Genomic DNA, 11,870 nt, shown 5'->3' on the forward strand with positions numbered 1-11,870 from the left:
CTCGGCGGACGCCGCCGAGTCGTCCCCGCCCGCCGAGTCGCCGCCTCGGTCGCGGTCGCACCGCCGGCGTCGCCGACGACGATTGCCCCCTTCATTCCGAGCGTCTTGTGCGGCGTACAGACGTACTTGTAGACGCCTGCCGCGTCGAACGTCTGCTCGAACGTGTGGCCCGCGTCGCCGACGAGGTCGCTCGCGAACGACCCGTCCGCCGCGCTCACGTCGTGGGAACCGCCCTTGCCGTTCCACTCCCAGACCACGGTCGTTCCGGGGTCGACCCGAACGGCGGCCGGGCCGAATCCGAACGCGCCGCCGTTTGCCTGCGCGCCCACCGTCACCGTCACCGTCGAACTCCCCGTCTCGTCCACCACCCCCTCGTAGTTCGAGGTCTGTGCGAACCACGAGTCGAGGTCGGTCCCCGACTGCGCTCGCGCGGAGTCGGCGACGCCTCCCAGCGCGGTGGTGGAGACGGCCGCGCCGCCGAGGAGTCGAAGTACGGTTCGCCGGCCGAGCGTCGGAGATGTGGAATCGTTCGAACTCATGATTGAGTGCGGCGAGGCGGTGGACCCACCCCGCTCGACACTCGACGGTCGGGGTTCTGGTGAAAAGCCCGTCTCGGTGGTTCCCGAACCGCGGTCGAGAGCCGAACATGTTCGGAACTACCTTTGTCCGTCGGGGACGAGTTCGTTTCACTACCGATGCCCCGGGCAACACTCTCCATCACGCTCCCCGAGCAGGTCTGGGTTTCCGACCTCTCGGGCCGCTATCCGGACGCCGAGTTCACCGTCCTCGCGGCGATGCCGGCCGACGAGACGGGTGTCGGCCTCGTCGAGATACGGGCGGCCGACATCGAGCCGGTCGTCACCACCATCGACGAGTACGACTCGGTCGTCTCGGTGACGATTCTCGAAGCCCAGCCGGAGCGCGCGCTGGTGCAGTTCGAGACGACCGAACCGCTGTTGATTCTCACGCTCAGCGAGGTGGGAATCCCGCTGGAACTGCCTATCACCATCGTCGACAGCGAGGTGACAGTCGAGGTGACCGCGCCGCGGGAGAACCTCTCGGAGCTGGGCGAACAGCTCACCCAGTTCGGTATCCCGTTCGACCTCGTCTCAATCCATCAGTCGATAGACACGGAATCGCTGCTCACCGACGACCAGTACGCCCTCCTCGAGACGGCGGTCGCCGAGGGCTACTACGACACGCCGCGGACGTGCACGCTCACCGGGCTCGCCGAGGCCGTCGGGCTGGCGAAATCGACGACGAGCGAGAAGCTCCACCGGGCGGAAGGGAAAGTCATGAAGGCGTTTCTCACGCGAGACGACGCGACGATCTAGCCCTCAGTCGTCGGCCTGGTCGCTGACGGCCGACCACATCGTCGAGAGTTGGTCCGAGGCCGACCGCGACGGCGACGACACCGAAAGCGAGAGGTTGCCCGGTTCGCGTGTCACGACCACCTCTTCGAAGCCGAGCGCGTAGCGGGCGGCGTCGCGGCCGCGGTCGCGTTTCTCCAAGAGCCCCGCCTCGACCATCTGTTCGAGCTTCCGGTACACCGTCGAGCGCGGGAGGTCGCACGCGGCGGCGATGTCCGAGGCGGTCATCGGCCCGTCGAGTCGCTTGAGGACGGCGCGACACTGCGTGCTGGTGAGGGCGTCGAACACCGTCTCGAAGTCCGGTTCGAGCGCGTCTGAGAGTGGATTCGTCGACATCTGCGTAGACTTGGGTTGCTCGGCGGCGACCCGCGCGCCGTCGGTTCGGCTCCCGATACGCCTCCGGGACGTATGAAAGTCGTGGGGTGCCAGCGTCGGTGCAGTCGAACCGATGGCCGTCGATTCGGGCTGGCACACCCGACTCGACTGTTCCCCCGCCCGGTACGTATCGGCCGCGCCGAACATGTTCGGAGAACTCCTGACTGGCGGGAACCGGCGAGACGGTATTCCATCCCCCGGGGCAACGACCGACTGTAATGAGCAACTACGTCGGTGCACCCGGTTCGACGGTGTCGCGTCGCGAATTCCTCGCCGCAACGGGGAGCGTCGGAGCGCTCGGCCTCGCGGGGTGCGCAGCGCCCACGAACGGCGACGGTAACGCCGCCGTCGGCGCGGACGAGACGACGGTCGCCCAGACGAGCGAGTCGGCGCTGCCGTACACCAGTCCGCCGGAGGTCGTGCAGGTCGACGAGCAGGGCGGGAAAGTCACCCTCAAGAGCGCGCCGGCGCGCCACGCGGCCCACCCCCTCGAAACGATGGGCGGGCCCGTCGAACTCCCGCAGGTGTGGGCGTTCAGCGCCGACGACGGGAAGCCGAGCGTCCCCGGACCGATTCTCCGGACGACCGAGGGCAACGACATGGAAGTCACGCTCGACAACACCGACGGGATGCGCCCGCACACGGTCCACTTCCACGGCGTCCGCAAGGCTTGGAAGGACGACGGCGTGCCGACGACGACGGGCATCCGCGTCGACCCCGGCGAGAAACACACCTACACCATCCCGGCGAACGTCCCCGGGACGCACCTCTACCACTGCCACTACCAGACCCACCGGCACATCGAGATGGGGATGTACGGCATCCTCCGCGTCGACCCGAAGGGGTACGAACCGGCCGACAGGGAGTACTTCATGACCGTCCGCGACTGGGACTCGCGGCTCCCTCGGCAGATGGCCGGCGAGAACGTGAGCTACGACCCCCGGAACCGGAAGCCGGACGTGTTCACCGTCAACGGGAAGAGCGCGCCGCGGACGCTCCACCCCGAAGACGGCTCGCCAATCATCGTCGAACAGGGCGACACCGTCCGCATTCACTACGTCAACGCGGGCTACATGAGCCACCCGATGCACATCCACAACCACCGCTTCCAAGTCGTCGAAAAGGACGGTGGCGTCGTCCCCGAGGCCGCCCGCCACGACATGGACGTGACGAACATCGCGCCCGCAGAGCGCCACACGATAGAGTTCACGGCTGACGCCCAACCCGGCATCTACCTCATGCACTGCCACAAGGTCAACCACGTCATGAACGGGAACTTCTACCCCGGCGGCATGCTCGGCGGCGTCGTCTACAAGGAGGCGATGGACACCGACATCTTCGCGAAACTGATGGAGTACGCGGGCTACGAGGCCTGAACGCGTCGGGCCAGTCGCGGCGCTCGCGTGCGTCTCCGTCTTCTCACGACTGTTTCTGAGTGACCGGCAGCGTTCGAGTCGCCTCACGAGTGTCAACGATCGAGGCGGCAACAAGATTTTTATTCGTTATAGAATAACGATTTTCCCAGAATGTTTGATGAACAATCTCATATAATCTCTGACGAGTCGGAGTTCAGTAGGAGACAGTTCCTCGGTGGTCTCACGTCGTTGGCCGCGGCGACGTCGTACACACTCGACGTTCCCGACGGGGTCGCCGCCACCGTCTCGAACGACGACGACGGCCCCGTACAAACAGTCTCGTCACCCGACGGCTCACTCGTCGTCCGGGTCGACGTCTCGAACGGGACGCCGACCTACGCGGTCACGTCCGACGGCCGACCCGTCGTCGAACCGTCGGCGCTCGGCTTCGAGTTCGCGGACCAGCCGGCGTTCGGGACCGACCTCGCCGTCACCGGTACCGAGCGGTCGACGGTCGACGAGCGCTGGTCGCCCGTGTGGGGGCAGTACGACGAGATTCGCGAGCACTACAACGAACTCCGCGTCGGTCTCGCGGAGACCACCGCGCCGGAGCGAACCGTCACGGTCGCAATCCGCGCCTTCGACGACGGCATCGGTCTCCGCTACGTCTTTCCCGAGGCGTCCGGCTTCGGCGACTTCGTCGTCACGAGCGAGCGAACGGAGTTCGCGTTCGCCGGCGACTTCACCACGTGGTGGGTGGAAAACGACTTCAACAGCTACGAGTACGCCCACGATCGGACCCCGCTGAGCGACATCGGCGACGAGAGTTCGTTCGGCGGCGCGCACACCCCAATGACGATGCGAGCCGACGACGACCTCTATCTGAGCGTCCACGAGGCGAGCCTCGTCGATTACGCGGCGATGGCGGTTGAACCCGTCTCGGCGGGGGCGACCACCTTCCGCTCGACGCTCGCGCCGCTTCCCGACGGGACGAAAGTGACCGCGAGCGCGCCGCACGCGACGCCGTGGCGGACGCTGCAGGTCGGGTCGAGTCCCGGCGACCTCGTCGAATCGACGCTCGTCGTGAATCTCAACGAGCCGCGCGACCCCGCGGACTTCCCGCAGGGGACCGACTGGATAGAACCGCAGAAGTTCCTCGGCGTCTGGTGGCTCATGATAACCGGGCGCGCCGACTGGCAGTATCAGGGTCCGCAGACCGGAAACCACGGGGCGCAGACGAAGCGCATGAAGCGGTACATGGACTTCGCCAGCGAACACGGCGTTCCAAGCGTCCTCGTGGAGGGGTGGAACGAGGGCTGGCGCACTTATCCCGGCGACGGCAGCGCGATGGACTTCGACAAGTCCTACCCCGATTTCGACATCGAGGCGGTGACAGCGTACGGCCGCAGTCTCGACCCGCCGGTGGCGATGACCGCCCACAACGAGACCGCGGGCAACGTCTCGAACTACGAGTCGCAACTCACGGGCGAGTCGAGTCCGTTCGCCTTCTACGACGACCTCGGCATCAACTCGATAAAGACGGGGTACGTCGCGGACAGCGGCGTCACCATCGACGGGGAGACGTACAACCACCACTGCCAACCGCTCGTGAACCACCACCGGTTAGTCTACCGCGAGGCGGCCAAACACCGGCAGATGCTGGAGGTCCACGAGCCGCTCAAGCCGACCGGCGAACGGCGGACCTTCCCCAACGTCATGACCCGCGAGGGCGTCCTCGGACAGGAGTACGACGCCTTCGGCTACGTCGACCCCTCCCACCACGTGACGTTCCCCTTCACCCGGATGCTCGGCGGCCCCGTCGAGTACACCCCCGGAATCTTCGACACCGACTCCGGGTCCGGAGGCATCGAGACGACGCGAGCCAAACAACTGGCGATGTATCCGACGTACTTCAGCGGCCTCCAGATGGTCGCCGACCTCCCGAGTTCGTACCTCGCCGACCGGAACGCCACGGTCGGCGTCGGCGACGTGGCGCAGGCCGAGTACGCGGACTTAGCGGGCGTTTCGACCGCCGCGCGGTGGGCGGGCGCGCAGGGAGGCAGGTACGTCCCGGTCGACCCCAACACCGTCGACGCCGGCGCAGGGCTCTCGTGGACCGTCGAGAGCGTGGCCGAAGACGCGACGTACGACCTCCACCTCCGGTACGCCAGCGACGGGGAGAACAACGCCGTCCCCGAGGGGACGCCGCGAACCGTCACGGTGCTGGTCGACGGGAGTGATCAGGGACAGGTGACGCTTCCGCCGACCGACTACTGGGACGACTGGAACGCGGTTTCGACGCCGGTGTCGCTGTCGGCGGGAGACAACGAGCTCGCGGTTCGACTCGGCGATGGCGACACGGGCGGATTCAACCTCGATTCCGTCGCCGTCACGCGGACCGGCGAGCCAATGCCGGACCCGGAGACGGACCCGACGCTCGGCCCGACCGTCGACGCCTTCGACTTCGTCGAGTCGGTCCCGGCCGGGCCGTGGAGCGACACCCGCGTCATCGACGCCGAAATCGGCTCGTACTCGGTGGTCGCGCGACAGCACGACGACGAGTGGTTCGTCGGCGCGATGACCGACGGAAACGGCCGCGCCCTCGATGTGCCGTTGGACTTCCTCGACGACGCACCGGGCGAACGCAAGGGCCACACCAAGAACCGGAACGGCGGCCACGGCGGGTCGAACGGCCGCGGTCACACCAAGGGAGCGTACGTCCTCGAACTCTACTCCGACGGCATCGACGCGGCGTACGACTCGAACCTCGACGCCGTCCGCGTCGACGAGGCAATCGTCACCGCGGACACGACCGTCCTCGCGTCGATGGTCGAGACCGGCGGCACCGCGATGCGACTCCGGCCGGCCACGAACGACGACCTCGCGCGACTGCCGCGGTACCGGCGACCCGAACAGGAGGTCGCAGTCGAGGTGCGCGACGACCCGTTCGTCGGCGAGTCGTTCGTGACCGCGACGGGGTCGAACGACGGCGATTACATCGGCGGGACGACCATCCGTCTCGTCGTCGACGGCGACCTCGCCGCGACCTCGAACGTGCGGTTCGGACCGGGGACGACCGACGCGCGGGACGAGCTCTCGTACACAATCGAGACGCCCGGCGAGTACGAGGTCACCGTCGTGACGGCGGACGGCGAGACGCTGGCCGACGAGACGGTGGCGGTGAGGCCGCCCGAGACGGTCGCCGACCTCGCCGACTCGTCTGGAGACGACCACGGCCCCGGCGGGTACATCTATCCGACGAACGCGGCCTTCGAAGACGGGGCGTTCGACCTCCGGTCGGTCACGGTCGAACAGACGCCGAGCCGATACCAGTTCAGCTTCGAGGTGGAGAACCTCTACAACGCCTTCGGGAGCAGTCGGGGCTTCTCGCCGCAGTTGTTCCTCCTGTGGGTGCGCGACCCCGAACTGCAGGGCGGGACTGACGAGAGCCTCGACGACCTCGGGGCGAACGTGACGTTCGACGCGCCGTGGCACTACCGCCTCGAACTCAGCGGCTTCACCAAGAGCGCCGTCGACGCAACCGGCGCGGCGCTCACCGATGCCGAGGGGAGCGCGGTCACGCTCGGCGAGGCGGTCGATACCGACGCGAACACCGTCACGCTGACGCTCGACCGGGCCGCCTTCGACGGCGTCGACGCCGCCGACCTCGAAGTCGTCGCCGCGGTCCAGTCCGAAGACCGGGGGTCGCTCCGCCCAGTCGCGGAGACGGCCGGCGAGTACATCTTCGGCGGCGCGAAGGCGGGCGCGGTCGACGCCGCGCCGCTCCTCGCCGACCTCGTCACGCCCGACGGGCGGTCGCAGTCCTCGGTCCTCGACTACGCCGCCGGTCAGCGCGCGACGATTCCGTTCGTCCCGCTGGAGTAGGTCGGCGCGGCGGCCTGACGTGACTCTCGCTCAGGCTGTCGAAATTGTCCGAACGCCCCCAAACGGTGCGCCTCAACGTCCAGTTCTCCGAACACGTCTATCCACCCCATATATACACCGACGATAATGGAGGTCCGATTTCTTTTGATTCGCGGGGGAAGCGCCGGCGATGGGACTCCCTGAGATGGACTCGGCTGTGTTGTTCGGCCTGATTACGATGGTGACGTGGGGGATTTGGATCATTGTAGGCAACGCCGCGTCGGAGTCCATCGACCCGAGGACCGCCGCCGCGATCTCGTATCTCGTCGCGGCGCTTCTCGCGTTCGGCTTCATCATCGTTTCAGACGCATCGCTCACAGTCACGGCGAGAGGGGGACTACTCGCCGGCGTGGCCGGGTTGTTCACCGGGATCGGTCTCATCTCGATGTACATCGGGTTCACGCGTGGGTCGACGACAGTCGTCTCCACGCTCGGTGCGATGTACTTCGTCGTCGCGGCCGTCCTCGGAATACTCGTTCTCGGAGAGAACGTCACACTCACGAAACTCACGGGAATCGCGTTCGCGGTCGTCGGAATCGTCTTGGTCACCCAGTAAGTCGGCGGACGCTCTCTCGGCGGAGTCGTGCGACCCGCGGCTGTCACAACTGTTATTAGCTAGTTGTATCACTAGGTAATCAATGGCGTCAACGCAACTCCAACACGCCCGAGAGGGACGCGTCACCCCTGCGATGGAACGCGTCGCAGAGCGCGAGCACCGCGACCCCGAGTTCGTCAGGAAACAGGTCGCCGAGGGGCAGGCGGTCGTCCCCGCGAACCGCAACCACGACTCGCTCGACCCGATGGTTATCGGCCGCGAGTTCGCCACGAAGGTCAACGCGAACATCGGCAACAGCGAGACGACGAGCGACCTCACAGAAGAGTTGGAGAAGCTCCACACCGCAGTCCACTACGGCGCGGACACGGTGATGGACCTCTCGACGGGGTCGAACCTCGACGAGATTCGCGAGGCGAACGTCGCGTACTCGCCGGTCCCCATCGGCACCGTCCCCATCTACGAGGCGGTCAAGCGCGTCGATAGCCCCGAAGAGATCACCCGTGACCTGCTCCTCGACGTCATCGAGAAACAGGCCGAACAGGGCGTCGACTACATGACGATTCACGCGGGCGTGCTGATGGAGCACCTCCCGCTTACCGACGGCCGGAAGACGGGCATCGTCTCCCGCGGCGGCTCCATCCTCGCCCAGTGGATGGAAGAACACGGCGAGCAGAACCCGCTGTACGTCGCGTTCGAGGACATCTGCGACATCTTCGCCGAACACGACGTGACGTTCTCGCTCGGCGACGGCCTCCGACCCGGCTGTCTGGCCGACGCCGGCGACGACGCGCAGTTCGCCGAACTCGACACGCTGGGCGAACTCACGCAAACCGCGTGGGACTACGGCGTGCAGGTGATGGTCGAGGGCCCCGGCCACGTCCCGATGGACCAAATCGCCGACAACGTCGAGCGCCAGCAGGACGTCTGCGACGGCGCGCCGTTCTACGTCCTCGGGCCGCTCGTCACCGACGTGGCACCGGGCTACGACCACATCACGAGCGCCATCGGCGCGACCGAGGCGGGCCGCGCCGGCGCGGCGATGCTGTGTTACGTCACGCCGAAAGAACACCTCGGGCTTCCCGACCGCGAGGACGTGCGCGAGGGGCTCGCAGCCTACCGAATCGCCGCTCACGCGGCCGACGTTGCGAACGACCTCCCCGGCGCGCGCGACTGGGACGACGCACTCTCGGAGGCCCGCTACGAGTTCGACTGGACGCGGCAGTTCGACCTCGCGCTCGACCCCGAGCGGGCGCGGTCGTACCACGACCAGACGCTCCCCGGCGACAACTACAAAGAGGCGCGCTTCTGCTCGATGTGCGGCGTCGAGTTCTGTTCGATGCGCATCGACCAGGACGCCCGCGAGGCTGACGGCGAGATGGAGACAATCGCGACCGCGACCGACCTCGACGCGTCGCCCGCGGCCGACGCGAACCTCCCTCCGGTCGGCGCGCACGACACCGACCGCGTCCCCGACGAAATCGAAATCGGCGGCGTCACGTTCACGCCCGAGTCGGCCCACGGCGACGACTGACAGCCGACGACGCAACGGGCCACTGGCCGAACCCGTCGCGCGCGACCACCCCGTGTCGGTGGGTTCTTTTTCCGCGTCGCTGAAAGGGAGTACCAATGGTCCTCGGCAGTCTCGTCCCGTCGTCGCCGCTCGCGAACGTCGTCGTGATTCTCCTGACGACCGGCCTCATCTGGATCGGCAGCGGCTGGCTCGAAGAGTCCGCCGACCACCTCGCGGCGTACTACGGGCTTCCCGCGGTCGTCCAAGGCTCAATCATCGTCGCCCTCGGGTCGAGCTTTCCCGAGTTCGCCAGCGTCGCCATCGCCGCCACCGCGGGCGTCTTCGACATGGGCGTCGGCGCAATCGTCGGCTCGGCCATCTTCAACATCCTCGTGATTCCGGCGCTGTCGGGGCTCGCCACCGATGGCGACCTCGAAACGAGTCGGCTGGTCGTCTACAAGGAGGCGCAGTTCTACATGGTCGCCGTCGCCACGCTCGTCGTCACCTTCTCGCTGGCGGTCATCTACTTCCCCGCGCCCGACGGCTCGGCGCTGACGGGGGAGCTCACCCGCCCGGTAGCGCTCATTCCGCTTCTCCTCTACGGCCTCTACCTGTTCATCCAGTGGCAGGACGTTTCGGAGTACGAAAGCGAGGAGGCGGGCGTCGCCGACGGCATCGGCCGGGAGTGGGCGCGCCTGCTCGGCGGCCTCCTCGTCATTCTCATCGGCGTCGAGCAACTGGTCGGGAGCGTCGAATCGCTCAGCGGGACGTTCGGCGTCCCGACGTTCCTCGCGGGGGTCACTATCGTCGCCGCTGCGACGAGCCTCCCCGACACGCTCGTCAGCGTCCGCTCGGCCGCCGACGGCAACAGCGCGACGAGCCTCGGCAACGTCCTCGGGTCGAACACGTTCGACCTGCTGGTCGCCATCCCCGTGGGCGTCCTCATCGTCGGAAGCGTCCCGGTCGACTTCGCCGTCGCCGTCCCCATGCTGGGCGTGCTGACGCTGGCGACCGTCCTGCTGTTCGGCCTGCTCCGAACTGACCTGTCGCTCTCGCGGCTGGAGTGCTACGCGCTCGGCGCGGCGTATCTCGTCTTCGTCGGGTGGATTATCGCCGAGACCGCGGGCGTCACGAGCCTGCTTCGGAACTGACGGGCGGAAGCGGCCGGCGTCCGCCGCCGCCGACTGCGGGCCGACGCCCGACGCCCCGACCTACTCGTCTCGTGGCTCTCTGACCGTCACCACCGGCACCGGCGAGGTCCGGACCAGTTTCTCGGCGACGCTCCCGAGCATGTATCGGTCAAAGCCCGTGTGGCCGTGGGTGCCCATCACCACGAGGTCAACGTCGTGTTCGTCGATGTACGCGAGGATGCCGTGGTGAATCGACACGTCGCGGCCGACGGACTCGCGGACCGTCTCGACGCCCGCAGCGGCCGCCACGTCGCCCGCTTGTTCGACCGCGTCGCTCGCCCGCTCTTCGAGTTCGTCGATGAGGAGCGGCCCGCGGATGTCCGCGCCGAAGGCGGCGACGTTGACGACCGAGACCGCGTGGAGCGCGGCGTCGGTCGCCGCCGCCAACTCGCTGCCGAACGTGACCGCCGCGGTCGCACAGGCGCTCCCGTCCGTGGGCGTCAGCACGTCGGCGTAGGGGTACGCGAGGTCGGTCGCCGCGTCCGGTCGGATAGTGAGTACGGGCACGTCTGACCGCCGGACGACGCGCTCGGTGGTGCTCCCGAGGAGCAGGCGGCTCAGCCCCGTCCGCCCGTGGGTCGGCATGACGACGAGGTCAACGTCCTGTTCGGCGGCGTACTCGGTGATGACCCGATACGGCTCGCCGTGTTCGACGCTCGTCACGACCCCCGCGTCGGACTGGGATGCGCGGGCCGCGGCGTCGCTCACGAACCGCTCGCCATCGGTTCGGCGGCGCTCGCCTGCCGCTCCGTCGCCTTCGTCTCCCTCGTCGCGCAGGTTCGGGCGTCGCTCGGGCTTCGGCGGAGCGACGTGCAGCAGGTGGAGGGTCGCGTCGTGGGCGTCGGCCATATCGACGACGTGGTCGAGGACGGCGTCGGCGCCCTCACTCCCGTCGGTCGGGAAGAGCAGTCGGTCGAACATGGTTCGATATTCTCGGCGAACTCACAAAAGCGACGAGGGTGGTCGCCGCGAGGTGAGAAGTCGACCGCGTCCTCGCCGTCAGCGCCGAAGTGCCCAGACCGCCAGTCCGATGACCTCCCGAAGCGTTACGCCCGCTGCGAACACGTACACCGTCTGCAACGGCAGTTCGAGGAAATCGATGGCCGCCACCGCGAGTGACATCACGATAGCCATCCCGACCCACCCGAGTGCGAACCGGCGCTCCGACGCCGACGTGTGCGTACCCAACTCGACCATACTCCCTGACTCGGTTGAACGTATTTAATTTCTCGTGCTGACACGACGGGGTCGCTGTCGCGGCCAGCCGAGGCGGCTCGACGCCGCTCGGCGTGCGTTACTCCTCTTGGGCGTCGACCACCGCGACGCCCGCGAGGTTCACGATGTCTTTGACTTCGTCGCCGCGCTGGAGGACGTGGACGGGTTTGTCCATGCCGACGAGCATCGGGCCGATGGCCTCAGCACCGCCGAGACGCTGGAGGAGTTTGTAACCGATGTTCCCCGCTTCGAGGTTCGGGAACACGAGGACGTTCGCCGGTTCGTCGAGCTCCGCGAAGTCGTAGCTGTCGGTCAGCATCTCCTCGACGAGGGCGGTGTCGGCCTGCATCTCGCCGTCCACCGGGAAGTCCACGT

General features: G+C 67.4%; 11 protein-coding genes. 6 read left to right on the plus strand and 5 right to left on the minus strand.

The genetic code is table 11. The features are described 5' to 3' along the window. The coding region (locus NKF06_RS17145; protein WP_253246098.1) for a halocyanin domain-containing protein at positions 1–539 on the minus strand (539 nt) is incomplete at its 3' end. A gap of 156 nt (positions 540–695) precedes the next feature. Here NKF06_RS17145 and NKF06_RS17150 point away from each other — a divergent pair. Then, the gene (locus NKF06_RS17150) at positions 696–1,334 is read left to right on the plus strand and encodes a helix-turn-helix domain-containing protein (protein ID WP_058826955.1); all 639 of its coding nucleotides are present in this window, start codon (positions 696–698) and stop codon (positions 1,332–1,334) included. A gap of 3 nt (positions 1,335–1,337) precedes the next feature. Here the strand turns inward: NKF06_RS17150 and NKF06_RS17155 are convergent, their stop codons facing one another. After that, positions 1,338–1,706 (minus strand): helix-turn-helix domain-containing protein, encoded by a 369-nt coding sequence (locus NKF06_RS17155; RefSeq protein ID WP_309142152.1) that lies wholly within the window; start codon positions 1,704–1,706, stop codon positions 1,338–1,340. A 257-nt stretch (positions 1,707–1,963) separates the two neighbouring features. Between NKF06_RS17155 and NKF06_RS17160 the strand changes: the two genes are divergently transcribed. The 5 genes from NKF06_RS17160 (at position 1,964) to NKF06_RS17180 (ending at position 10,241) form a co-directional block, all read left to right on the plus strand. Then, a complete protein-coding gene (locus NKF06_RS17160; protein ID WP_253246100.1) occupies positions 1,964–3,121 on the plus strand; it encodes a multicopper oxidase domain-containing protein in 1,158 nt (385 codons plus the stop codon). Positions 3,122–3,271: 150 nt separating this feature from the next. Beyond that, on the plus strand, positions 3,272–6,985 hold the full coding sequence (locus NKF06_RS17165; protein ID WP_253246101.1) for a glycoside hydrolase family 97 catalytic domain-containing protein: 3,714 nt from the start codon (positions 3,272–3,274) through the stop codon (positions 6,983–6,985). A gap of 169 nt (positions 6,986–7,154) precedes the next feature. Further along, positions 7,155–7,580, plus strand: coding sequence for a DMT family transporter (locus tag NKF06_RS17170; protein ID WP_058826959.1), 426 nt, complete (start codon positions 7,155–7,157; stop codon positions 7,578–7,580). An 82-nt stretch (positions 7,581–7,662) separates the two neighbouring features. Beyond that, the gene (thiC, locus tag NKF06_RS17175; protein WP_253246102.1) at positions 7,663–9,111 is read left to right on the plus strand and encodes a phosphomethylpyrimidine synthase ThiC; all 1,449 of its coding nucleotides are present in this window, start codon (positions 7,663–7,665) and stop codon (positions 9,109–9,111) included. 95 nt (positions 9,112–9,206) lie between these two features. Continuing rightward, positions 9,207–10,241, plus strand: coding sequence for a sodium:calcium antiporter (locus tag NKF06_RS17180; RefSeq protein WP_253246103.1), 1,035 nt, complete (start codon positions 9,207–9,209; stop codon positions 10,239–10,241). Positions 10,242–10,301: 60 nt separating this feature from the next. Here the strand turns inward: NKF06_RS17180 and NKF06_RS17185 are convergent, their stop codons facing one another. The 3 genes from NKF06_RS17185 to NKF06_RS17195 form a co-directional block, all read right to left on the minus strand. Continuing rightward, positions 10,302–11,201 carry a universal stress protein gene (locus tag NKF06_RS17185; RefSeq protein ID WP_253246104.1) on the minus strand — a complete coding sequence of 300 codons (900 nt, stop codon included), beginning with the start codon at positions 11,199–11,201 and terminating at the stop codon, positions 10,302–10,304. A 78-nt stretch (positions 11,202–11,279) separates the two neighbouring features. Next, positions 11,280–11,477 carry a hypothetical protein gene (locus tag NKF06_RS17190; RefSeq protein ID WP_058826963.1) on the minus strand — a complete coding sequence of 66 codons (198 nt, stop codon included), beginning with the start codon at positions 11,475–11,477 and terminating at the stop codon, positions 11,280–11,282. Between the two features lie 97 nt (positions 11,478–11,574). Next, the coding region (locus tag NKF06_RS17195; protein ID WP_253246105.1) for a phosphate acyltransferase at positions 11,575–11,870 on the minus strand (296 nt) is incomplete at its 5' end.

The organism is Haloferax sp. AB510 (assembly GCF_024136985.1).
Classification (GTDB): Archaea; Halobacteriota; Halobacteria; order Halobacteriales; family Haloferacaceae; genus Haloferax.

Excerpts from the sequence above, each read along its gene's own strand:
- NKF06_RS17150 (WP_058826955.1), top strand. The coding sequence starts at position 696 with ATGCCCCGGGCAACACTCTCCATCACGCTCCCCGAGCAGGTCTGGGTT.
- NKF06_RS17155 (WP_309142152.1), bottom strand. The coding sequence starts at position 1,706 with ATGTCGACGAATCCACTCTCAGACGCGCTCGAACCGGACTTCGAGACG.
- NKF06_RS17160 (WP_253246100.1), top strand. The coding sequence starts at position 1,964 with ATGAGCAACTACGTCGGTGCACCCGGTTCGACGGTGTCGCGTCGCGAA.
- NKF06_RS17165 (WP_253246101.1), top strand. The coding sequence starts at position 3,272 with ATGTTTGATGAACAATCTCATATAATCTCTGACGAGTCGGAGTTCAGT.
- NKF06_RS17170 (WP_058826959.1), top strand. The coding sequence starts at position 7,155 with ATGGGACTCCCTGAGATGGACTCGGCTGTGTTGTTCGGCCTGATTACG.
- thiC (WP_253246102.1), top strand. The coding sequence starts at position 7,663 with ATGGCGTCAACGCAACTCCAACACGCCCGAGAGGGACGCGTCACCCCT.
- NKF06_RS17180 (WP_253246103.1), top strand. The coding sequence starts at position 9,207 with ATGGTCCTCGGCAGTCTCGTCCCGTCGTCGCCGCTCGCGAACGTCGTC.
- NKF06_RS17185 (WP_253246104.1), bottom strand. The coding sequence starts at position 11,201 with ATGTTCGACCGACTGCTCTTCCCGACCGACGGGAGTGAGGGCGCCGAC.
- NKF06_RS17190 (WP_058826963.1), bottom strand. The coding sequence starts at position 11,477 with ATGGTCGAGTTGGGTACGCACACGTCGGCGTCGGAGCGCCGGTTCGCA.